We start from the raw sequence: 21,374 nt of genomic DNA, 5'->3' as shown, positions 1-21,374 counted from the left end.
TGTTTATTAAATTAAACTATCTAATCATTTAAGTCCTACGCAACTTTATTAGGTACATCAAAACGATTTAGCTGCGACTCACTTCTTAGACAAAGAAGAATGAATAGACAAATACTTCCGGCAATCGGAATAATACTAATAAGCTGCCACCAGCCGCTTCTTCCTATGTCATGCAGTCGGCGTGCCGTCACAGCAAGAGATGGAATGAAGACTGCAACAAGATAAACTATACGCAAAAACGGGGGCATATCTGTTATAAGTTCAATAGCTGAAAGCACACACCATATAATAAAATTAAATAAGACAAACATCCAATACTCTTTACGCGTCGCTCTCCCTTGAAACACTGCATAATTTTTCAGTACATGTAAATACCATTTCATACAAAAACCTCCTTTTTTAAAACATTTTTTGTAAGACAAGCTTACTAGCAGTAATTACCTTAGCATACAAAAAATTATTTTCATATCCTATTTTTTAAAAAAATTCCAATTGATAATATAGATATAGGAAATGAATGGATAATAATTAGTAATAAATACCCAATAAATTCAGATCAAAAACCATTTAATCACTATAATTACTTTTAATTAATAAAATGTTTTTTTATAACAAAAAATCTGCCGTATTAATAAACACGGCAGGCTCTATCTTTACTTATGTTCGGTAAAAGTAAGGCCCACATGAGCTTTCATGCGTAATCACATAAGTCCACGTAAAATCTTTATCAACCACATATAAATCTTCTAAATACATGTTTGTATTTTCACTTAAATCAGCGCTTGTTAGATGCTTACATTTAGATAGCTGCAGCACTCGTTCATCATCCTCAAACAGCAAATAACAGTCGTTCATTATTTGCTGTTCGAATGCTTGAATCGCTTGTTCTCCTTGTAAGCAAGGGAGCTTTTCATAGCTAAATGCATGCCATAAAAATTGGTCCATATAAATTTTCTTTTTTGCGATGCGCTTAAAACACTTGCAAATTCATTTTCCCATCGCTTTCGAAAGAATTCACCTTGATTCGGTAATTTTTTAACAAACATTCCTTTTTTCTTTAACGCATCTTTCATTTTCACTGTGCTTTTCCATCCTTTATCCTGTATTCATTTCTTTTTATCGGCTTCTTAGCTTATTTGTCCACTATACCCGTGCGTTAGATTCTTTGCTTTTTGACCAAATTCACTTTATAAAACGTAGGCTTTAACGTGCACAAAAACAATACAATTGTACTTAAAAGCATGATCAGGCTTCCACCAATTACAGCTCCTTGAATCGAAAAGATGGGCGCAGCCATGCCGCATAAAAAAGTCATGATAATGATCAGGAGTGACTCAAGCAGTCCATATATGCTTCCTACTCGACCCATTATGTCAACGGGAATACTGTTTTGATAAAAGGTTTGAAAACCAGCACTTGCAAAAGCTAACGCAAAGGATAAGCTAAAAAATCCTGCTCCGATAGTTTGAAAAGAAGAGGAACACGCATACAGCAAATAGCCAAGCGACACTCCTACACTGCCGGCACCTATGAGAAAGTTGGTCGACAGTTTCTTAGCAAACAGTGTGTTCACAACTGCGCCAATCATAATGCCAGCGCCTGCTATGGTTAATAAAAATCCGTATTCGCTTTCGGACAAATGAATGACTTTTGTTGCAAATGAAACTTCAAGAGAATCAATTGCCGTAGCCATGACCATTAAGAAACTGAATAATACATAAATGGTGATAATGTATCTGTTGGCTCTACTGAAACGAAACACCGCTTTCCAATCTTCTCGAATGGTGTTTACAGACAGCTTATTTTCTTTAACTTCTGTTTTTGTATCCAGGTTCGGCATAAACAAAGTAACCACTCCTGAGGATACCAGCGCTGCAGCAGTAGCATAAATGGCAAACACAGGGGTTCCAATCATAAATAGCGCACCTGCTGCGGCTGGCCCAATAAGAAAACTGCCTGAATCAATCAAACTGCGCAGCGAATTAAATCTTTTTCGTTTTTCACGTGGAATAAGCTTTGTGATATAAACCATCGATGCCGGCCGAAACATTGAACTTGCCATACTGATGATAAATACCAGCATATAAATGATCAGTATGGATGAGAAAAACGGAAAGCAAGCAATAATCCCCGCGCGCATCCAATCTAAAAACATCATAAGCTTCCGTTTGTTTATGCGGTCAATTAAGCTTCCAGACCATATACTTGTACATAGTGCAGCAAGCGGCTTTATCATGTATAGCCCTGAAACCGCAAGCGGCGAATTCGTCATATCAAGCATCATGACATTTAAAGCAATTAAATAAATCCAGTCGCCGATATTGCTAATGCCAATTCCAAACAGCAATAAACACGGGTATTTCCAAGACAACAGCTTATTTTTCATAAAAGAAAGGCCTCCGCTTCACTATTGATTTCGATCAATAAAAAAATCCCACCCCCAAGACATTTGTCTTAGGGGCGAGATTATGAATCGCGGTGCCACCCTAGTTTGTTCATATGTCGCCATATAAACCTTATCGAGTACGGCTTTCGCTTATACTCTAGCTTTGTAACGGAAGCAGCCGTCGCACTATCACGTTAGATCCAATGCGCTGCTCAGAGGCTTGCTTCAACAGCGTTTCTCTTGCTCCTTTTCAGCTTCCGGAGCTCTCTGCTAAGAATACACGCTGTCTACTTTTCTCTTCACGGCATTTAATTTCTAACATCTTACCATTATTATCTATTTTTTGTAAATACTTATTTTAAAATCATTTTTTGCGGCTGAGAAAAGAATAGTCGATACCCTAGATATACAAAATAAATGATGGAAGCTACCAGCACGATTCCCCACATATTGTACATATCCTTATTTCCCCATACGCCTGTTAGTGAAAACAGCGCTGGAATCGTTAACGTCACCCACGACTGGACAATCGCTACTTTCCCCACATATGCAGATACATCTTTTTTGCTCGTATTAAGCACATAAAATAAAAGCCATAAAAACGACCAAAGAATCCATGTAATAGCGTTAATTACGTCATGATAATGAACAAGAGAAACGGTCACGTACACTAAAGCGATAATCGATACCCAAAGAGAGTAATAGCCAAGTCCTGTTCCCTGCATTCCTTTTAATACCGTCACCCCTACATACAAATACGTAAGGCCAAATAAAAAAATCGCCGTTCTTTCATACAAAATCCAGTTGCTTTGATCTGACGTAATAATTAAATAAAACGGAACAATAACTTGAAAAGCTCCAACAAATAAGTTAAATACGCCTACGTTTTTTTCATCTGCTTTTCCAAGCAGCATCAGTCCGTTTAAAAATAAAGCTGCTCCTGACAGCAACAGTCCAATTTGATCCATTTTTCAGTAAGAAAAGCCCCTAGCTTTTCTTGTCCTCCTCTGCGTCTATGTTTTTCTTTAGGATGTACGGAGTTGTGGTTTACATGTAAAAAAGAAAAAGCAATTCCTTTTAAAAAGGAAACTGCTTTTCTTTCTGTTTCTATTACACTTATAAAATAAAGCTGACAACAATTGCTGACAGTACGCTTACAAGCGTAGCTCCGTACAGTAAACGAAGACCAAAGCGCGCTACTGTATTTCCTTGCTTTTCGCTTAAGCCTTTAACAGCTCCTGACACGATTCCAATTGATGAGAAGTTAGCAAATGATACTAAGAATACAGATACAATTCCAAGCGTTTTAGCACTGAATGTTGAAGCCATATCCGACAGGCTCATCATTGCCACAAATTCATTTGTTACGAGTTTTGTTGCCATAATTCCACCCGCTGCCACAACTTCTGAAGCAGGAACACCCATGATGAATGCAAACGGTGCAAACACATAGCCAAGCAGATGCTGGAACGATAGACCAAATAACATTTCAAACACGTTATCAATCGCAGCCATCAGCGCAACGAAACCAATTAGCATCGCACCTACGATAATCGCTACTTTAAATCCATCCATAATGTATTCGCCAAGCATTTCGAAGAACGTTTGTTTATGACCAGTTTGTACTTCTAAAATATCTTCTTGATCCGTTACTGTGTAAGGGTTAATAATAGAAGAAATAATAAATCCGCCAAATAAGTTAATAACGATCGCTGTTACTACATATTTTGGTTCAATCATTGTCATATAAGCACCGACAATAGACATTGAAACCGTCGACATAGCTGATGCACAAAGCGTATATAAACGATTTGGCGGCAGTTTGTCTAGTTGCTTTTTAACGGTAATAAATACTTCTGACTGACCTACAATAGCAGAAGCTACTGCGTTATAAGACTCTAATTTTCCCATTCCGTTAATCTTGCTGAGAACTAAGCCAATCCATTTCATAATGAACGGAAGGATTTTAAAGTGCTGTAAAATCCCAATCAAGACAGAGATAAAAACGATAGGAAGCAGCACGTTTAAGAAAAACGGCATTGATCCTTTATTCGCGATTCCGCCAAATACGAACTCTACGCCTTCATTTGCGTATGAAAGCAGCTTTCCAAAAACGCTGGCAATCGCATTAATAATAATCAAGCCAAACTTCGTGTTTAGAAGTAAAGCTGATAAAAGAAGCTGAATCACAACCATAATAACGATTGGTCTATATTTGATTTCTTTACGGTTATTACTTGCAAGATACGCTAATCCAAAGACAACGAGTAATCCTAAGATGCCAATTAAATATTTCATAGTATCCTCCACTGCTTACTTATTTTTGTAAGTCTTTTGATGAAAAATAGCCTGGTAAGATTTCGTTAATGTTTGTAATCACAAAATCTCCTTTTAGGTTTGCTAAGATAATTTGTGTGTGATCATCACAGAACTCAGCTAATACTTGTCTGCATGCGCCGCAAGGAGAAATTGGGCCGTCCGTATCTCCTACAACTGCAATAGCTGAAAACTGCTTGTCCCCTTCTGAAACAGCTTTAAAAATAGCCGTTCGCTCAGCACAGTTCGTCAATCCATAGGAAGCGTTTTCAATATTGCATCCACGATAAATCTTCCCATCGGTTGTTAAAAGAGCTGCACCAACATGGAAGTGAGAATACGGTACATGTGCTTGTTTGCTTGCTGCGATTGCTTCATCTATTAATTGTTTTGGCTCCACCGTCATCATCCTTTGCTTAGTTTACAGCAGGTTAGCTAGTACTAACCTGCTGTCATTTATTAATAATCAGAGTTGCTTAATTGACCTTTTGCAATTGATACGCCAGAGCTTGCACCAATACGTGTTGCACCTGCTTCAATCATTGCTTTTGCATCTTCTAAGCCGCGAACGCCGCCAGAAGCTTTTACACCTACATCCGGTCCAACCGTTTTTCTCATAAGCGCTACGTCTTCTACCGTTGCGCCTCCTGTTGAGAAGCCCGTTGACGTTTTAACAAAATCAGCTCCAGCTTTTACAGCTAGCTCAGAAACTTTTGCTTTTTCTTCGTCAGTTAAAAGAGCTGTTTCAATAATTACTTTTACTAGCGCTTTTCCTTTTGCAGCATCTACTACTGCTTGAATGTCGCTTTGCACTAAGTCATAGTTTTTATCTTTTAATGCGCCGATGTTGATCACCATATCTACTTCATCTGCACCGTTTTCGATTGCATTTGTTGTTTCGAATGCTTTTACTGCTGAAGTCGTAGCTCCAAGAGGGAAACCGATTACCGTACACACTTTTACTTCTGGAGCATCTTTTAATAACTCAGCTGCTTTTTTTACCCACGTTGGATTTACGCAAACTGAAGCGAATGAATATTCTTTTGCTTCTTGTGCTAAAACCGTAACTTGCTCTTCTGTTGCATCTGCTTTTAATAATGTATGATCAATAATACCCGTAATGTTTTGACTCATTTTGTTCTTCCTCTCTGTCTCTTAATGAATTTCTTTATAAATTAACGTTGGAGCTTCTACTTTTTCAGCGACCGTGCTGTAAGAATCATAAACGATATCCATCACTTCTTGTACATCTTCGCTGTTGCTGTGGATTGTAACAAGAGAATCGCCTTTTTTCACTTGGTCTCCAACTTTTTTATTAAGCATGATACCAACTGCTAAGTCGATTTCAGATTCTTTTGTTGCACGTCCTGCACCTAGCTTCATTGCTGCTACGCCAATTTTTTCTGCAACGATTTCTGAAATGTAGCCATCTTCTTTTGCTGGCACTTCAATTTTGTGCGCTGCATCCGGTAATTTAGACGGATCGTCTGCCACAGAAGCGTCTCCGCCCTGTGCGCTTAAGAATGTTTTAAATGATTCTAATGCTTTTCCGTTCTTAATTACTTCTTGAAGCATTGCACGCGCTTCGTCTAAGCTGCTTGCTTTTTCAGCAAGTACAACCATATGACTTCCTAATGTTAAGCAAAGCTCCGTTAAATCTTCAGGGCCTTCGCCTTTTAACGTGTCGATTGCTTCTTTCACTTCAAGCGCATTACCAACCGCAAAACCTAGAGGCTGGCTCATATCTGAGATGATTGCTTTTGTGTTTCGGCCTACGCCTTTTCCGATTTCAACCATTGCTTTTGCTAATTCTTCAGCATCTTCAAGCTTTTTCATAAACGCGCCGTTCCCCGTTTTTACGTCCAAGCAAATGGCATCTGCTCCAGCTGCAATTTTCTTACTCATAATTGAGCTTGCAATTAACGGTATCGAATCAACCGTTGCTGTTACATCACGAAGCGCATAAAGTTTTTTATCCGCTGGCGTTAAGTCTCCGCTTTGACCGATAACGGCAATTTTATTTGTATTTACTAAACGAATGAATTCTTCGTTTGTAATTTCAACGTGGAAGCCAGGCACTGCTTCTAGTTTATCAATCGTACCGCCAGTGTGTCCTAAGCCGCGGCCAGACATTTTGGCAACCGGTACATCAACCGCAGCTACTAAAGGTCCTAATACAAGTGTTGTTGTATCACCTACGCCGCCTGTGCTGTGTTTGTCTACTTTAATACCTTCAATTTTTGATAAGTCAATTTGATCGCCTGATTCAACCATTGCTTGCGTTAAATTTACGCGTTCTTCCTGCGTCATTCCTTGAAAGTAAATCGCCATCGCAAATGCCGATAGCTGATAATCAGGTAAATCCCCTTTTGTATAACCTTCGATAATAAAATCGATTTCAGCTTTATTTAATTCATGTCCATTACGTTTTTTTTCAATTAAGTCAACCATTCTCATGACGTTTTCCCCCTAAAAGTATCTGCATATTGTGCATCCACTAAAACGTTTTCAACAACTTACACCCTTACTATATAATAGCTTTGAACAATTGTAAACAGATATATTTACATTTGTTCAAAAATATTTATAGCGTTTGTTTTAGTGAATAAAAAAAGACTTCCGCACTCGGAAGTCTTCCCTTATTTTTCAGCTTTTATCACAAATGACAATACGATTCTGTACTTATTCTTTACCTTTTTATAAGGAATTAATACATATGGCTGATCAGGGGGTGTAAATTGTTCAATTCCTTTTTGATTAGCATCAGGAGAAAAATACATTCTTCCCCACCGTTTAATGATATAGCCCGTGGTTCCTTTGGCAATCACTCCGTCTTTTGAAACGTCCCCTTGAAAAGGATACCGGTTTCGCTGTGCCTGCAGAGATGACGCCGAATAAGATACAATATCTTCTACTATTTCAATCCGATGAAGCTTTTGCTCTTGAAAAAACAGCGTCTTCATCTCCTTTACTCTTGTTTATCTAACAAAAAGCGCGCCGTGAACTGATCAGTAACGAGCACATTTGCAAATTTCCCTTGCAGCGCTCCGTAAATGCTGTCAATTTTCTGATCCCCGCCCGCTACTAAAATGGCGTACTCTTTCTTCTTTAGTTCGTCCAAATCAAGTCCAAGCGTCCGTTCATCCAGGCTTTCATTGCAAATGTGTCCATCTTTATCAAAAAAACGTGAACAAATGTCTCCTACCGCTCGCGAGGAAATCCTCTCTACATCTTGTTCGGAAAAGTAGCCAAGCTGAAAAAGCAGCGAATCGGTTTTAATGGGCCCCGTAGTAAAGACGGCAATATTGGCTTGTTTGCCTAAATCTAAAATGCGCTTAATATGACGATCCGTTTCCATTGCTTTTTTGACTACCACGTGATCGACAATTACAGGCAACGGAAGATTCATAGGAGGCGTATTGTATGCCTTTCCAAATAAGTACATAATTTCAGAAGCGTACGTGCTCGTTTCCGAATGGCTTACTCCGCCTTTTAACTGCACAACCTGCACGTCATTCACATACTTTTGTTTTAAATCGATGGCCACCTGATAAAGAGTTGTTCCCCACGTCACCCCAATAATGTCTCCATCTTTTACGATGTCATAGAGATAGTCAGCTGCTGCCACGCCTAGATGACTTTTAATAATGTGATTTTCATATTGAGGCACCGGGGTGACGATTGCTTTTTTTAAATTGAATTTTTGTTCAAGCTGAGAAGACAACTTTTCACTATTGATAGATGAATCCACAATTTTAATTTGAACAATGCCTTCTTCTTTTGCTGTTTGCAGCAATCGAGAAACCGTAGGCCTTGATACACCAAGCTTTTTTGCAATTTCACTTTGATTATAATCAAGAATATAATACATCCTTGCCGCTTCAATCACTTTATTAAATTTCTCTTGATCCATCTCCATCGACTTGTTCTCCCTTACCTCATGAATTTCTTATCCCAATTTTACCAAACTTATGTCTTTAGTTTACTTGTTTGGTGAACAAAATTTCAAGAGGGGATTTTGTAACTGAGATGAAAAGAGAAATACTCGGGGCTATGGAGACCAGTTTTCTACGTATCCATTCATTCCAGCATACTCATAAAGAGCTTCTAACTTACGCTCCGAATAATAGTTAAAATCATTGTGAACTGCTGTTAATTTAAGATTCTCATTACGAACAAACATCTTCTCAAGGTATAAGCTCTTAGCAAGTTTATTGCTCTTTTTTGTGTTGCAACTTTGACAGCTTAACACCAAATTCCACATATTATCTGATTGGATATAACTCCATGGAATAAAATGATCTACATGAGTAGCGATGCGTTTATCAGAAAGAACTTTCCCACAATAAAAACATTCTTTTGTTTCATATTTCCAAAGTATGTTATAGAATGCATGCAGCGATTCGCGTTTTGAAATATTTTCTACTTTCAACAAGACATCTTCTAACTTATTTTTGTCATTATGCTTTTCTAAAAATTTCGCCAAATGATAATTGATTAAATGAGTAACAATTTGTCTATATTTTTGTAAAAAAATATAGATACTGCTATTAAACTTTATGTATTCTGTTCTTTTGTCAAACTCATAAATAGAAGCTTCCATATCTCCGTATAACGCCCCTACTACATACCTTGCCCCCACTTTTTTAGTTCTTTCTACTAACTGCAATTGAAAATTACTTGGTAAACGATCAAATACTACTTTATTGGGGACACCATGCATTAACTGAAATTCCTTTAACTCTTTTTGAATTCCAGATTGTCTATTGGGTGTATTTAATTGATTTAAATCATGATGAATAACCAAATTCCAATATATTTTAGCAAATGAAAAATATACTTGATCAAACGTGAGTACTAACCGATTGTCAACGTTATATAGGTTTTCAATTAAAGCTTTCATTAATCCATATCTATACGTTGTGGTAAAGTGACCATTAGCAAAAAATTGATTAATGATCTTCCAAATTTCTTGTTCTGTTAAATAAGCTTTTTTTATTTCTCCTACTTTTAAATTAAAACTCACCTGCCACCGCTCGCTCCTCCCACTATTGCACCACCAAACTACGCTTCTTCTGTTTCCACTAAATAAACCCGATCATCAAACTTCCCGCGCTCCTTGGCCTTCTCCTCACGCACTTTCTCAAGTTGTTCTGGCGTGGCCCCGTGCACAGCTGCTAGCGCGTGCATAACTTCTAGTAAATCTGCAAGCTCTTCAATTGCCTCTTGATGCGTTGGGGCTTCTATGTACTCTTGAAGTTCTTCTTTTGCCTTTTTCGTCAGCTCATGTTGATATTCCTCTCGCTGCAGCACGCGTGATTTGAAGGTTTTTCCGCTTTGTTCAATAATCGTAGGAATTTTATCTCGCACTAGCTTGTTATAAGTAGGCATTATTTTTCCTCCATCTCTTACCTTTCTAGTAAACTAGTATCTTTCAAATTCTGCTTGATTTCCGTTAAACACATTTAAATCAATAAACGTTTCTTTACCTTTATAGCCGCTTAACCGCCCTTTATTCGTATACTGCCAAAACGTCCATTTCTTCTGCTCTTCAAGAGTAGGCTTTTTCACAACATCGCGAATCCAAATATCACACTCAGGATATCTGTTTTTAATATACAAGTCATACGCTTTAGGCGTCGTATAAAGAATGACGCGCTTGTCATAATGAGATTCAAGACGTTTAATCATGCTAGAAAGCTCCTTGTATACATGTTTCTGAGACGGAAGGTTTTGTTTTTTATCTCCGTAAAATTCTACATCAATCACTGGAGGCAAATCGTTATTTTTAAGAGAGACTGCTTTGATAAAATTAGCCGCTTGTGTGGAACCTTTGCTATCATAACTAAAGAAGTGATAAGCTCCGATCCGCATGGTTTTGCGATTTGCTTGTTCCCAGTTTTGTTTAAATAAAGGATCTTGAAATGAACTTCCTTCCGTTGCTTTAATAAAAGCAAACTGAATATCTTGTTTACTCAGCACATTCCAATTAATCTCCCCTTGATAAGAAGATAGGTCTACACCTTTTACATCATAGCGGTTGGCACTTACGCATTAGGAATTACCCAGCCTTTACTCCATAGTAAAAATATAAAGCTTACAAGAACGACTAATATAACTCCTACGGCAAGAAATCTTTTGTTCTTTTGATTTGCTTTATCTATTGTGTTTACCCTCTTTTTTAGAAAATACTTCTAATATTCTAACATAAAAAGGATTTTCCAAAGCAAAAGAGCCTACAAGTCTTTATTTGGAAATATAAAAAACCACCTAAAAATCAGGCGGCTCTTCTTTTATGCTGCGTCTTCAGATGGTTCATTATCTTTGGCTGCTTCTATAAGTAAGAAAATAGCCGTTAAAATGTGCATGATCATGCCGACCACAGGAATCCACGCAATAGCGGAACAGACAATTCCCATAATATGCCCTGTCCGAACTTTGTTTGTTTTAATGGCAAATACTAAACCTACGATATGCAATGCGAGCATTAGAATAAGCGGCGTGTAGGCTAGGCTTATAACCAAGGTGCCACCTAGAAGTGGGATCCCCCAAAGCGCCTCCAATCCTCCGCTGACCCATTTCAATATACGACTTGCTTTTCCCATTGTATCCTCCCCCTTTGTCTTCAATGTATGCAAAGAGGTTTTGTTTCTGAACGTTTGTATATGAAAAAAGTGGCAAAAATACGTGTACTAAAAATAAATCGATAGTCCCGTATAAAGATACGTTTTTATACGGGACTAGTGTAATAGTGGAAAATGAATGAGAGGAAAAGGCGTTGTTTTACATGTAATAACGAGGAGCTCTTCGGAAAGAGAACGAATTAAACATAAACAAAAAAGCCGAACTCAAAATGTAAGCTCGGCTTTTTCTTATATAACAAATAGAAGTATTATAAAATGTTTGTCGTATTAGTGTTCTCGACTCTTCTCAAATTTTTCAACAGCTTCAAAATCAAGCTCGGCTGATATCCAATCGCCTTTTTCCGGGAATTCTAGATTTCGAACGACTATTTTATTCGGCCCTTTTTTTTCTAAAATTTTTGCCTGGCAGTTTTTGTACATAACTACTTCTCGTTCTTTGATATCTGTCCACAACAAGTGCAGAACCCCTTTCAACTTTAAGAAGTTAATATTTCGAAACACTGTTTTACATTTTATTATATTTTTTTTGATTTGTTAATTTTTTTGTCTTATTTTTCATAAAAAAATGATCAAAACGCTTTTTTCTACTACAATATACCCAAAATATCTTTTAATCCTTAAACATTTATGTTATATTTTAAAAATTGTATTACAAGTTTTTATTTTTGCAGAAAAAATCAGAACGGCTGATGCACAAAAAACTTTGCTGTTGTTGTAGCAAGTTTTTTTATTTTGGCCTTTCCGCCTATCCTCTTTTCTTTTTTTACATATTTATAATGGACATATGGATTCATCCTAATACGTAGGAAGGCTTGAAAATCCAAAAATATCTTAACATAAAGTCATGAAGCTATTCCGCTAAAAATATAGTTGAATTTACAAATGCTCTACCGAAACAGCTAGCACCCTCTACCCATACAAAAGACTGCTTTTACCGCGTTTATCTTTTGTAGAGAGATAAAAGGCTACCTTCCACTATTTAAGAAGCCGCAATTTACTCGCTGGGAAGCAATCCATACTGATAGAAGTGTTCAGAAACAAAATAAACTTTACTCTTGATATCTTGCTATAAAATGAATAATAACAACACAATTTGAGGTGCCCACAATGAACGTATTAACAAACGCTATAATTATCTTATTAGCTTATTTAATTGGGTCAATTCCTTTTGCTCTAGTGATTGGAAAGGGCTTTTACAAAACCGATGTTCGCAAGCACGGAAGCGGTAACTTAGGAGCCACTAATACCTTTCGCACTTTAGGAAAGAAAGCAGGTATTATAGTGTTAATCGGCGATATAGCAAAAGGCTCGCTAGCTGTCTGTTTACCGCTTATGATGAATAGTCACTTGCATATGCTTGTCCCTGGATTTATTGCTATTCTTGGACATAGCTATCCTGTTTTTGCAAGGTTTAAAGGAGGAAAATCTGTAGCGACTGCGGCTGGTGCATTCCTTGCATTTTCACCATTAGCTTTCATTCTAGGAATTCTTGCTTTTTTAATTTCTCTCAAAATTTCTAAATACGTATCCTTATCTTCACCTATTGGCGCATTGGTTGCCTTTTTAACATCAATTTATGTAGGTGATGTAGTTTTAATGGTATTTGCAGCCATTATTTTTGTTTTCATTACATGGAAGCATATTAAAAACTTCAAACGTATTAAATTAGGTACAGAACCTAAGGTTAATTTTTAAACGTACTAAAGTTAGTAATCTTTAAATGGTGTGACCAAAAAGGTGTTCATGAGTTGAACACCTTTTTAATTATTTTAGTACGTCTTGTCCCAAGATAGACGTAAATTATGAAGTTTCTTTAAAAATGCTCTTGGTTATAGCCTAAACAATACATTTCGCTGCTTCCTATATCTCATTTTGTAATTTGATATTTACTATTTAACCACCTTAAAACGATGAGTGTTACGGCACCAGCAGCTAGATATAAGAAACCTCCAACTTCTATTACATACCCAAAAGGTGGAATAAGCTTTGGTAAAAAAACCATCCCGGCAAGAGAAATAAAAATTAAGACAAAGAGTAGAAAAAAGTCCTTAATCTTATTCGAAATTTTGTAAACAGATTTTTGTATCCATTTTAAAAGCAGAAAAACATCAAGAGAAATAATAGCTACAACAATAACAAAGGTGACGATTGCTGTTCCGATATAAACAGTCTGGCTGCTATCCTTAACATAATGTACAACGATATTTCCTATCCCGCTTACTATAGCCATCAAGCTTGCTAGCTGTAACAATAAAAAGCTTATAAAAAAAGCAGTGCTTTTTAAGGGTTCTTTAGGTAACTGTTTAATCATTTCATCACAGTACGTCTTAAGATTCTCTCCAAACACCTCTTCAGCACGCTTCCCTTCCGCTTGTGCGTCAATAAGGTGATCTAAAAGCTCCATCAATAACTCTTCAGCCTGCTGTTCAGAAACTGACACACTCGTTCGAATGTAAACAAGCATATTATCATAGTACTCTTCATTTTCCTTGGTCAGCTCTTTTCGCTTCTTATTATTTAATTGAATTAATTCCTTAGCGTTCATCGTAAAAACTCCTATTCAACAATTTATCTACAGGGTTTTGAATGTTGATCCATTCCTCTTGGATTTCACATAATGCGCTCTCACCAGATGCCGTAAGATGATAGTACTTTCGTTTAGGACCCGAAGGCGATGCTTTCATTTCTCCCTTTATTAATCCCTCCTTTTGAAGACGTAGTAAAATTGGGTAAATCGAACCTTCACTCACATCATTTAATCCATATTGTTGAAGCTTCTGAGATAGCTCATAGCCATAAACCGTTTCTTTTTGAATGATTGATAAGATACACCCTTCTAAAATTCCTTTTAACAATTGACTTCTCAAAGACATATCGATTTCTTCCTTTTCACTATCTTGTTATACAAGATACATTTTTAAAATAAAGCTACCTTGCAAGACAAGATAGCTTTATATCACTCATAATAACCTATTTATGGTAAATATTCAACCATTTATTTACTTTTTTTATTAAACCACTTAACATAGTAATCTTTTTAGTAAATTTGAATAAATAAATGAAACCTTTCCTCTCTACTAACCGTATACCTATCATGCACGTATTAGTTAAAGGAGGAAGACTTGTGCTAAAACGAATTTCACTGTTTATTTTCGTTAATATTTTAGTATTAATTACAATCACAACGATTACATCTTTATTAGGTGTTCAAAGCTATATGGGAAGCAGCGGTTACGGCGGCCTGCTGGCATTTAGCGTAATTGCCGGCTTCAGCGGCGCGATTATTTCTCTTATGATGTCACGCGTGATGGCAAAGTGGATGATGGGTGTTCAAGTTATTGATGAACGTTCCCCTCAAGGTGAATACGAACGGTTTGTTCTAGAAGAAACGCACCGACTTGCATCTGTTGCAGGATTAAGAAAAATGCCTCAGGTCGGAATTTATCATTCAGCGGAAGTTAACGCTTTTGCAACTGGGCCAAGTAAAAGACGCTCGCTTGTTGCCGTTTCAAGCGGAATGCTCGAACGAATGGACCGCGATGCGATCAGCGGCGTTATCGCTCACGAAATAGCGCATATTAAAAGCGGTGATATGGTCACAACTACGCTTCTGCAAGGAGTATTAAATACATTTGTTATTTTCTTCTCTCGTTTAGTAGCCAAAGCGGTGTCAAACTTTGTGCGAGAAGAGTTTGCGATGGTTGTTTATTTCCTTACATCGATTGTATTTGAGATTCTCTTTAGTATCTTAAGCAGCCCAATTATCTTCTGGCATTCAAGAAGACGTGAATTCAAAGCCGATGAGCTTGCAGCTAAACTCGGTGGTAAAGAAAAAATGATTTATGCGTTAGAATCGCTTCGTCATACTACTTCATTAGTAGATGACCGTCAAAAATCCATTGCTGCTTTTAAAATTAGCGGCAAAGAAAAATTCTCACGCTTATTTTCTACTCACCCGCCGCTCGAAAAACGCATTGAGCGCTTGCATTCACTATAAGCACACAAAACCAGCTTCTTTAAAGAAGCTGGTTTTTTTATGTTATGACTGAGGAGCAAGCACACGTGTAGTTTCCCACAGCAAGACGCCTTCTTCATTTTTTGTTAATTCAACGTATCCTTCTTTCTCTAAATACGTAAGCTGGCCGTACACTTCCGAGAAAATGAAGTCCGGTGCTTTTTGATACATATCCGGGAAAAAAGCTGCGCTGACTTCAAGCGTTGTTTTCTTTCCTTCCCCCATCGCTTGTAACACGCGCAGCGCCCATTTATGCTGCTTTTGAATACGTTCCATAATTAAAGAATGAATGTCACTAAGCGGTTCACCATGTCCGCTGTAGATCAAATCAATGTCATAGTTCAATGTTTTTTCTAGAGACGCTAAGTAGTCCAATAGCGGCGTAGGCTTAGGATTTTGGATTGTCGGTTCTAAGTATGGATTTGACGGCACTTTTGGCAAAATATGATCTCCTCCAAACGCGACTTTTTCTTTTCGATTGTAAAACATCAGCTGACTCAAGGAGTGTCCCGGCGTTTCAATCACTTCCCAATCACTAGCATAGGGAAGTGTATCTCCTTCTTTCAAATACCCTGCTAGCTTCTGCCCTTTAGGTGAATATACTTGAATTGCAGCCGTTGCTTTACGAAGCCATGTATCCATTACATCATCACTGACTCCAAACTCCATAAGAAAATTACGGTATAGCTCATTATGCTGCTGAACAAACTCTTCATCTTGGTAAATCCAAGGCTCCACAAGCTTATGACCGTAAACCGGTATATCACTCGGTAGCCATTCTAAAAATCCAGTGTGATCGGGATGCTGATGAGTAAGAATCACTTGTTCAATGTCTGTTACTTTATATCCTTCTTTACGAAGCGCCTCTTCAAAAATATTCCACGCTTCTTTGGTTTTCATCCCTGCATCAATTAACGTTACCTTGTCTGCTTTTAATAAAAACACATTCACTGGTCCAATTGGAAATGGCGTAGGCAGCTCAATGCGTATCACTTTATGATCTAAACTCATTTTACCAAACCCCTATATCTGCATTCTTTTTACTGCTTTATACTGTTAAACGTTTTATTCTTTTAAATAGTCAAATTCCTGCTAACTTCTACCTTTTGCAAAAGTGCGCTGAGCATCAATAATTAGATGACTCTTTGTACTCGTACAAACATTTTACATAAACTCATACTATTAATAGTTTAGCAGGTTTGAAGACAAATTGATAAAGGAATGCTTTCCATTGTACTTATTTAAAACGAACAAATGGTTCAGCAAACGAAAAAAGTAAGATAGAATAAAGAGATGAAATGATGGTATAGGGAGCATAGTTTATGATTAAAGCGATTTTTCTTTTTATCCTAGCGGGTCTTGCTGAAATTGGTGGAGGCTATCTGATTTGGCAGTGGCAGCGCGAAGGAGCATCAAGCTGGTTAGGACTTCTGGGCGGTATTGCTTTGGTGCTGTACGGCGTCATTGCTACGTGGCAGTCGTTCCCGGACTTTGGACGTGTATATGCAGCTTACGGCGGTATTTTTATTGTTTTAAGCCTGTTTTGGGCGTGCTGGGTTGATAAAAAAATGCCCGATACATATGATTGGATTGGCGGACTTGTGTGTCTGATTGGCGTAGCCGTTATGCTTTGGCCAAGAAGTTAAGTGATAACGCAGAAAGCGGCAGAACACATAGATTCTGCCGCCTTTTATTTTTTTAGATAAATACAGCTATATTGCCAGTTTATGTACTCACAAAAAAGACAACCCAGAGGTTGTCTTTTTTATTACTTCAACTCAGCCCATCTTTTATCTAATGATTTTAACAGCTCATCTTCAGATGTTTGGCCGCCGATGTATTCTTGTACATCCGCTCCAAATTTTTGCGTTACGCCTTCAGGGAATTTTGTCCATTCCCAAGGAAGCGTTTTTTGATCCTTAGAATATTTAAGAAGTTCTTCGCCTAAAGGTCCAATGTCTTTTGCTTCAATTGATTTAAAAGCTGGAATGTACTTAAAGTCTTCTACTAACGCTTTTTGGCCTTCTTTAGATGTGACCATCCAGTTTAAGAAGTCTTTTGCTGCTTTTTTATCTGCCGCTGGTGCTTGTTTGTGAATAACCCAGTTGCTTGGAACGTCGATTGCAAGCTTGTCAGCTACAGCTGCATCATCGCTTAACGGCATAGGTAGAATACCTACATCCATGTTCGGCGTAATTTTATTAAGCATTGGCTGAATCCAGTTTCCTTGCTGAATCATCGCTGCTTCACCGTTCGCAAACTTCGTTACTTGCGTGTTGTAGTCCGTCGTTAACGGATTTTTGTTTCCGTAGTTTACCGTTAAATCAAGCAGCTTTACATACTGTTTGAACTGCTCGTTTCCTGCGATTTTCGTACTGCCGTCATTTAACCCTTTAATAAATGCATCCGGATCTTTTTGACTAGCAAATGGAATATTTAAGCCGTGGTTTCCAAGCACCCACCACTCGCCGTAGCCGATAGAAAATGGCGTAATACCGGCAGCTTTTAGCTTTTTAGCCGCTGCTTCTAATTCTGAATATGTTTTTGGGAGTTCTTTGATGCCTGCTTTTTTGAACAGTTTTTTGTTATATGTAAATCCATAGCCTTCAAGACTGATTGGCTGTCCATATACTTTACCGTCCATCGTCATTGGTGTAAGTGTGTTTTCGTACGCATCATCAATCCAAGGCTGATCGGATAAATCTTCCAATTTATTTTTCCACGTTTTTGCCTCTTGATATCCCCCGTTTGTGAAAAGGTCAGGTGCATTACCCGACGCAAACTGCGCTTTTAAAGCTGCTGCACCGTCAGCTCCTCCACCGACCGTTTGGATATTGAACTTCACATTTGGATGTTCTTTTGTGTATTGATCAGTTAGAGCTTTTAGCTGATCAGCGATTTCTACTTTTCCTTGAAATACATCTACTACTACTTGATCTCCGCCGCTTTTTTTATTACCCGATGCGCTTTCGTTTGAACACGCGGTTGAAAATAAAAGCGTAGCCGATAAAACGCCTGCTGCTAAAGGCCATTTTTTCATTTTAAATGCCATTTTCCGTTCCTCCCTATTTGCTGCTGATTTTGACGCCTCAGCATCAAAATCAGCCCTGTTGCCGTTTCTATTATTTAATTGAACCGCTTGTAATTCCTTTAACAATGTGTTTTTGCATTGCAAAGAAGAAGATTAATAGCGGGATAATACTGATTACAAGTGCAGCTAGTGCTAAATCCCACTGCTTTGTATACTGACCAAAGAAGAAGAATGTCGCAAGCGGAATCGTTCTTAGCTCAGGATCTTGCAGAACAAGAGACGGAAGTAAGAAGTCATTCCAAATCCATAGGCTGTTTAAGATAACTACGGTTACTGTAATTGGTTTTAATAACGGGAACACAATTCTCCAGAATACGCCTAGACGTGAGCATCCGTCGATGATTGCGGCTTCTTCTAGCTCAACTGGAATTCCTTTAATAAATCCGTGGTATAAGAAAATCGTCATACCAGAACCAAAGCCTAAATACATGATCACAATACCCCAGATGCTGTTTAACAGATTTAAGTTTCCTGCTACTTTTACAAGCGGAATCATGATGGATTGAAACGGAATAACCATTGCCGCTACGAATGCCATAAAGATAATGCTGCTGATTTTTTTCTTTGTTCGAACCAGCATGTAAGCTGCCATTGAACAGAAGATGACTAGAACTGCGTTACTAATGACTGTAATGATCAGCGAGTTGCTAAGCACTTTTAAGTAATTCATTTGGTTGAATGCATTAACAAAGTTTTGAAACTGAATTGTTGTCGGCAGTGCCGATGTGTTTGATAAAATTTCTGCAAATGACTTCAGTGAGTTTGAAAGCACGTAATAAAATGGAACCAAGAACACTAGTCCAAGCAGGACTGCTAAAATTTCAACAATAAAGGTTTTGCTCGTATATTTGTTTCCCATCACGATTCAACCTCCTTCTTCTTGGTGTATGTTACTTGAATAATTGTAATTGCTGCTACGACGATGAAGAAAATTAAGGCTTTTGCTTCACCTAGACCGTATCTGTTATTAACAAATGCTTCTGTATAAATGTTAAGCGCTAACATTTCTGTTGATTTGAATGGACCACCGTTTGTTAATGATAAGTTGACATCAAATACTTTGAATGACCATGAAATCGTTAAGAATAAACAAACCGTTACTGCCGGTGCTACCATTGGAATTGTAATGTGACGAAGAATTTGCCATCTGCTTGCTCCGTCAATTTTTGCTGCTTCAATTAGCTCTTGCGGTACGTTTTGCAGTGCTGCTGTGTAAATAAGCATGATATAGCCTGCTCCTTGCCATACACTTACAATCACGATGCCCCAAAATGCTGTTTTTGCGTCTCCCAACCAAGGAAGTTCAAAAAGCGAAATTCCCGTGATTTGTCCGATAGATGCAAATCCTTTTACAAAAATGAACTGCCATACAAATCCTAGTAAAAGTCCGCCAATTAAATTCGGCATAAAGAAAACCGTACGTAAAATGTTTCGTGTTTTTAACATTTGAGTAACAAGGATTGCTAACACGAACCCAACCACATTCGTTAAGATAATCGCAACGACCGTATATTTTGTTGTGACCCAAAACGATTGCTGAAACTGCTTATCTTCGGTGAACAAGTATTTAAAGTTATCAAGTCCCACCCAGTTAATCGTACCGTTTACTCCGTTCCAGTCTGTAAATGAGTAATAAATCCCTGTAAAAAATGGTATAAGTACAATCACACAAAACGCTAAAAGTGCGGGCCCTACAAATAGAGCAAATAAACCTACATTTTTCAAATTTTTACGTTTTTTTGTATTAATGGATGGTTCTCTTTTAAGTTCTTGCTCTAAAGGAACATATTCTGTCTCCTGTAATTTACTTTGGCTATTCATCTTACTAGCACCTCCCTATGTCTTATTTTAGCGAAATCAGTTATTTATGAAACCGCTTTAATTGACGAGTAGGGTGTAAAATATTGACCTTTGTGCAACGTTTTCTTCCCTGTGCACATTTTACGCATTTTTTTAAAGCATGCATGAAAGAAAAGCTAGAAGTGGACGACGTATCTTCTTATCTTATACACTAGAAAAAAGAGGTAGTTGGGAGGAACATACGCATGACAGCAAAACGAGCGTTAATTACGGGTGCCAATTCTGGAATGGGGCTGGCTACAACGATTGAACTAGCTAAAAAAGGATTCGAAGTCATTATGGTATGCCGAAATGAAGAAAGAGGAAATGCCGCTTTAGAAGAAGCGAAGCGTCAAAGCGGATCGGGTTCTATATCCCTTATGACCTGTGACTTAAGTTCTCTTGACAGTATCCGGGCTTTCAGTGAAGACTTTACGTCTCGCTACAGTGTACTTGATGTGCTGATTAATAACGCAGGCGTGGTAACAGTTAAGCGGGAAACAACACAAGACGGATTCGAAATGATGCTTGGTGTCAATCATTTAGGTCACTTTTTGTTAACTAATTTACTTTTAGATCCGCTGAAAAAATCTCAGCAAGGACGCATTATAAACGTTGGGTCCGGTGCTCATAAAGCTGGAAAAATAGACTTCACCAACCCTCACTTAACAACAGGATTCGGAATATGGCGAGGATACTCTCAGTCTAAATTAGCGAATAATTTATTTACGGTCCATTTAAGTAAAAAGCTAAAAGATACTTCTGTAACCGTAAATTGCCTACACCCCGGTGCAGTCTCTACCGCTATCGGCGTTAATCGTCAAACGGGTTTTGGAAAAAGCGTTCACGCCGTGCTTCGCCCTTTCTTTTTAACACCTCTTCAAGGTGCCGAAACAGCTATTTATTTAGCAGACAGCCCTGAAGTGACGCATATTAGCGGCGCTTACTTTTATAAAAAACGCGTTACGCCCCCTTCTTCAAGAGCAAAAAATGAACGGCTTGCAGAAGAATTCTGGAATTGGAGTGCACGCGAAGTTGGCTTATAATGTAGAATAAAGAAAGGTCAGCTTTTCAGCTGACCTT

Annotated in this window: 23 protein-coding genes, 2 pseudogenes and 1 other annotated feature; of the genes and pseudogenes, 4 read left to right on the top strand and 21 right to left on the bottom strand. The window is 37.9% G+C overall.

Going from position 1 to position 21,374, the window contains the following annotated elements:
• Nucleotides 1-35 precede the first annotated feature (35 nt).
• The 15 genes and pseudogenes from AC0C45_RS16325 to AC0C45_RS16255 all read right to left on the bottom strand — a co-directional run bounded on the left by AC0C45_RS16325 (nt 36) and on the right by AC0C45_RS16255 (nt 11,802).
• Nucleotides 36-383, bottom strand: a complete 348-nt coding sequence (locus tag AC0C45_RS16325) for a DUF805 domain-containing protein (protein WP_034651157.1) — start codon at nt 381-383, stop codon at nt 36-38.
• 274 nt (nt 384-657) lie between these two features.
• Nucleotides 658-1,046: pseudogene (locus AC0C45_RS16320) on the bottom strand (DUF4275 family protein).
• Between the two features lie 110 nt (nt 1,047-1,156).
• Complete coding sequence (locus AC0C45_RS16315) at nt 1,157-2,386, bottom strand: MFS transporter (RefSeq protein ID WP_047931821.1); 1,230 nt, start codon at nt 2,384-2,386, stop codon at nt 1,157-1,159.
• A 67-nt stretch (nt 2,387-2,453) separates the two neighbouring features.
• Nucleotides 2,454-2,698 (bottom strand) — a binding site (T-box leader).
• Between the two features lie 41 nt (nt 2,699-2,739).
• Nucleotides 2,740-3,354 carry an AmiS/UreI family transporter gene (locus tag AC0C45_RS16310; RefSeq protein WP_098434003.1) on the bottom strand — a complete coding sequence of 205 codons (615 nt, stop codon included), beginning with the start codon at nt 3,352-3,354 and terminating at the stop codon, nt 2,740-2,742.
• Between the two features lie 148 nt (nt 3,355-3,502).
• Nucleotides 3,503-4,684 carry a NupC/NupG family nucleoside CNT transporter gene (locus AC0C45_RS16305; RefSeq protein ID WP_028412960.1) on the bottom strand — a complete coding sequence of 394 codons (1,182 nt, stop codon included), beginning with the start codon at nt 4,682-4,684 and terminating at the stop codon, nt 3,503-3,505.
• 19 nt (nt 4,685-4,703) lie between these two features.
• Nucleotides 4,704-5,102, bottom strand: a complete 399-nt coding sequence (locus AC0C45_RS16300; RefSeq protein ID WP_013057475.1) for a cytidine deaminase — start codon at nt 5,100-5,102, stop codon at nt 4,704-4,706.
• Nucleotides 5,103-5,161: 59 nt separating this feature from the next.
• Nucleotides 5,162-5,836: a deoxyribose-phosphate aldolase gene (deoC, locus tag AC0C45_RS16295; RefSeq protein WP_014459662.1), complete on the bottom strand. Its 675-nt coding sequence runs from the start codon at nt 5,834-5,836 to the stop codon at nt 5,162-5,164.
• Nucleotides 5,837-5,857: 21 nt separating this feature from the next.
• A complete protein-coding gene (locus tag AC0C45_RS16290; protein WP_016764541.1) occupies nt 5,858-7,159 on the bottom strand; it encodes a pyrimidine-nucleoside phosphorylase in 1,302 nt (433 codons plus the stop codon).
• Between the two features lie 182 nt (nt 7,160-7,341).
• Nucleotides 7,342-7,665: a hypothetical protein gene (locus tag AC0C45_RS16285; RefSeq protein WP_049165133.1), complete on the bottom strand. Its 324-nt coding sequence runs from the start codon at nt 7,663-7,665 to the stop codon at nt 7,342-7,344.
• Between the two features lie 5 nt (nt 7,666-7,670).
• Nucleotides 7,671-8,621, bottom strand: a complete 951-nt coding sequence (locus AC0C45_RS16280) for a sugar-binding transcriptional regulator (RefSeq protein WP_472928260.1) — start codon at nt 8,619-8,621, stop codon at nt 7,671-7,673.
• Between the two features lie 132 nt (nt 8,622-8,753).
• Nucleotides 8,754-9,728 (bottom strand): HNH endonuclease, encoded by a 975-nt coding sequence (locus AC0C45_RS16275; protein WP_472928259.1) that lies wholly within the window; start codon nt 9,726-9,728, stop codon nt 8,754-8,756.
• 38 nt (nt 9,729-9,766) lie between these two features.
• On the bottom strand, nt 9,767-10,093 hold the full coding sequence (locus AC0C45_RS16270) for a nucleoside triphosphate pyrophosphohydrolase (protein ID WP_216875612.1): 327 nt from the start codon (nt 10,091-10,093) through the stop codon (nt 9,767-9,769).
• A 33-nt stretch (nt 10,094-10,126) separates the two neighbouring features.
• Nucleotides 10,127-10,866, bottom strand: a pseudogene (locus AC0C45_RS16265) (glycoside hydrolase family 25 protein).
• Nucleotides 10,867-10,995: 129 nt separating this feature from the next.
• A complete protein-coding gene (locus AC0C45_RS16260) occupies nt 10,996-11,307 on the bottom strand; it encodes a hypothetical protein (RefSeq protein WP_013057484.1) in 312 nt (103 codons plus the stop codon).
• 306 nt (nt 11,308-11,613) lie between these two features.
• Complete coding sequence (locus AC0C45_RS16255; protein WP_016764545.1) at nt 11,614-11,802, bottom strand: hypothetical protein; 189 nt, start codon at nt 11,800-11,802, stop codon at nt 11,614-11,616.
• Between the two features lie 651 nt (nt 11,803-12,453).
• On the opposite strand from AC0C45_RS16255, the gene plsY reads away from it, so the two are divergent.
• Nucleotides 12,454-13,041: a glycerol-3-phosphate 1-O-acyltransferase PlsY gene (plsY, locus tag AC0C45_RS16250; protein ID WP_016764546.1), complete on the top strand. Its 588-nt coding sequence runs from the start codon at nt 12,454-12,456 to the stop codon at nt 13,039-13,041.
• Nucleotides 13,042-13,213: 172 nt separating this feature from the next.
• Here plsY and AC0C45_RS16245 read toward each other — a convergent pair whose 3' ends face one another.
• Both AC0C45_RS16245 and AC0C45_RS16240 read right to left on the bottom strand, forming a co-directional pair.
• On the bottom strand, nt 13,214-13,891 hold the full coding sequence (locus AC0C45_RS16245; RefSeq protein WP_472928258.1) for a DUF1129 family protein: 678 nt from the start codon (nt 13,889-13,891) through the stop codon (nt 13,214-13,216).
• Nucleotides 13,881-14,219, bottom strand: a complete 339-nt coding sequence (locus AC0C45_RS16240) for a PadR family transcriptional regulator (protein ID WP_013083614.1) — start codon at nt 14,217-14,219, stop codon at nt 13,881-13,883. Before AC0C45_RS16240 ends, AC0C45_RS16245 begins: the two co-directional genes overlap by 11 nt.
• A 251-nt stretch (nt 14,220-14,470) precedes the next feature.
• On the opposite strand from AC0C45_RS16240, the gene htpX reads away from it, so the two are divergent.
• Complete coding sequence (gene htpX, locus AC0C45_RS16235; RefSeq protein ID WP_013057489.1) at nt 14,471-15,343, top strand: protease HtpX; 873 nt, start codon at nt 14,471-14,473, stop codon at nt 15,341-15,343.
• Nucleotides 15,344-15,385: 42 nt separating this feature from the next.
• Here the strand turns inward: htpX and AC0C45_RS16230 are convergent, their stop codons facing one another.
• Nucleotides 15,386-16,372, bottom strand: coding sequence for an MBL fold metallo-hydrolase (locus AC0C45_RS16230; RefSeq protein ID WP_047931827.1), 987 nt, complete (start codon nt 16,370-16,372; stop codon nt 15,386-15,388).
• Nucleotides 16,373-16,683: 311 nt separating this feature from the next.
• On the opposite strand from AC0C45_RS16230, the gene AC0C45_RS16225 reads away from it, so the two are divergent.
• The gene (locus AC0C45_RS16225) at nt 16,684-17,007 is read left to right on the top strand and encodes a YnfA family protein (protein ID WP_047931828.1); all 324 of its coding nucleotides are present in this window, start codon (nt 16,684-16,686) and stop codon (nt 17,005-17,007) included.
• Nucleotides 17,008-17,129: 122 nt separating this feature from the next.
• On the opposite strand, the gene AC0C45_RS16220 is transcribed toward AC0C45_RS16225, so the two are convergent.
• The 3 genes from AC0C45_RS16220 to AC0C45_RS16210 form a co-directional block, all read right to left on the bottom strand.
• Nucleotides 17,130-18,413, bottom strand: coding sequence for an ABC transporter substrate-binding protein (locus AC0C45_RS16220; RefSeq protein ID WP_237892449.1), 1,284 nt, complete (start codon nt 18,411-18,413; stop codon nt 17,130-17,132).
• 70 nt (nt 18,414-18,483) lie between these two features.
• Complete coding sequence (locus tag AC0C45_RS16215) at nt 18,484-19,311, bottom strand: carbohydrate ABC transporter permease (RefSeq protein WP_013057493.1); 828 nt, start codon at nt 19,309-19,311, stop codon at nt 18,484-18,486.
• Nucleotides 19,311-20,273: a carbohydrate ABC transporter permease gene (locus AC0C45_RS16210; RefSeq protein ID WP_016764551.1), complete on the bottom strand. Its 963-nt coding sequence runs from the start codon at nt 20,271-20,273 to the stop codon at nt 19,311-19,313. The genes AC0C45_RS16215 and AC0C45_RS16210 overlap by 1 nt, the downstream gene beginning before the upstream one ends.
• 224 nt (nt 20,274-20,497) lie before the next feature.
• On the opposite strand from AC0C45_RS16210, the gene AC0C45_RS16205 reads away from it, so the two are divergent.
• A complete protein-coding gene (locus AC0C45_RS16205; protein WP_047931830.1) occupies nt 20,498-21,337 on the top strand; it encodes an SDR family oxidoreductase in 840 nt (279 codons plus the stop codon).
• Nucleotides 21,338-21,374: the final 37 nt, after the last annotated feature.

The sequence above is a fragment of the Priestia sp. VA7 genome (assembly GCF_055710015.1).
This window is presented reverse-complemented; position numbering and strand designations above follow the sequence as displayed.

Bases quoted from the DNA above. Each gene is read 5' to 3' on its own strand.
- AC0C45_RS16325 (WP_034651157.1), bottom strand. From the start codon at position 383: ATGAAATGGTATTTACATGTACTGAAAAATTATGCAGTGTTTCAAGGG.
- AC0C45_RS16245 (WP_472928258.1), bottom strand. From the start codon at position 13,891: ATGAACGCTAAGGAATTAATTCAATTAAATAATAAGAAGCGAAAAGAG.
- AC0C45_RS16315 (WP_047931821.1), bottom strand. From the start codon at position 2,386: ATGAAAAATAAGCTGTTGTCTTGGAAATACCCGTGTTTATTGCTGTTT.
- deoC (WP_014459662.1), bottom strand. From the start codon at position 5,836: ATGAGTCAAAACATTACGGGTATTATTGATCATACATTATTAAAAGCA.
- AC0C45_RS16270 (WP_216875612.1), bottom strand. From the start codon at position 10,093: ATGCCTACTTATAACAAGCTAGTGCGAGATAAAATTCCTACGATTATT.
- AC0C45_RS16305 (WP_028412960.1), bottom strand. From the start codon at position 4,684: ATGAAATATTTAATTGGCATCTTAGGATTACTCGTTGTCTTTGGATTA.
- AC0C45_RS16225 (WP_047931828.1), top strand. From the start codon at position 16,684: ATGATTAAAGCGATTTTTCTTTTTATCCTAGCGGGTCTTGCTGAAATT.
- AC0C45_RS16210 (WP_016764551.1), bottom strand. From the start codon at position 20,273: ATGAATAGCCAAAGTAAATTACAGGAGACAGAATATGTTCCTTTAGAG.
- AC0C45_RS16260 (WP_013057484.1), bottom strand. From the start codon at position 11,307: ATGGGAAAAGCAAGTCGTATATTGAAATGGGTCAGCGGAGGATTGGAG.
- AC0C45_RS16215 (WP_013057493.1), bottom strand. From the start codon at position 19,311: ATGGGAAACAAATATACGAGCAAAACCTTTATTGTTGAAATTTTAGCA.
- AC0C45_RS16220 (WP_237892449.1), bottom strand. From the start codon at position 18,413: ATGGCATTTAAAATGAAAAAATGGCCTTTAGCAGCAGGCGTTTTATCG.
- AC0C45_RS16240 (WP_013083614.1), bottom strand. From the start codon at position 14,219: ATGTCTTTGAGAAGTCAATTGTTAAAAGGAATTTTAGAAGGGTGTATC.
- AC0C45_RS16280 (WP_472928260.1), bottom strand. From the start codon at position 8,621: ATGGAGATGGATCAAGAGAAATTTAATAAAGTGATTGAAGCGGCAAGG.
- AC0C45_RS16230 (WP_047931827.1), bottom strand. From the start codon at position 16,372: ATGAGTTTAGATCATAAAGTGATACGCATTGAGCTGCCTACGCCATTT.
- AC0C45_RS16285 (WP_049165133.1), bottom strand. From the start codon at position 7,665: ATGAAGACGCTGTTTTTTCAAGAGCAAAAGCTTCATCGGATTGAAATA.
- AC0C45_RS16290 (WP_016764541.1), bottom strand. From the start codon at position 7,159: ATGAGAATGGTTGACTTAATTGAAAAAAAACGTAATGGACATGAATTA.
- AC0C45_RS16310 (WP_098434003.1), bottom strand. From the start codon at position 3,354: ATGGATCAAATTGGACTGTTGCTGTCAGGAGCAGCTTTATTTTTAAAC.
- plsY (WP_016764546.1), top strand. From the start codon at position 12,454: ATGAACGTATTAACAAACGCTATAATTATCTTATTAGCTTATTTAATT.
- AC0C45_RS16205 (WP_047931830.1), top strand. From the start codon at position 20,498: ATGACAGCAAAACGAGCGTTAATTACGGGTGCCAATTCTGGAATGGGG.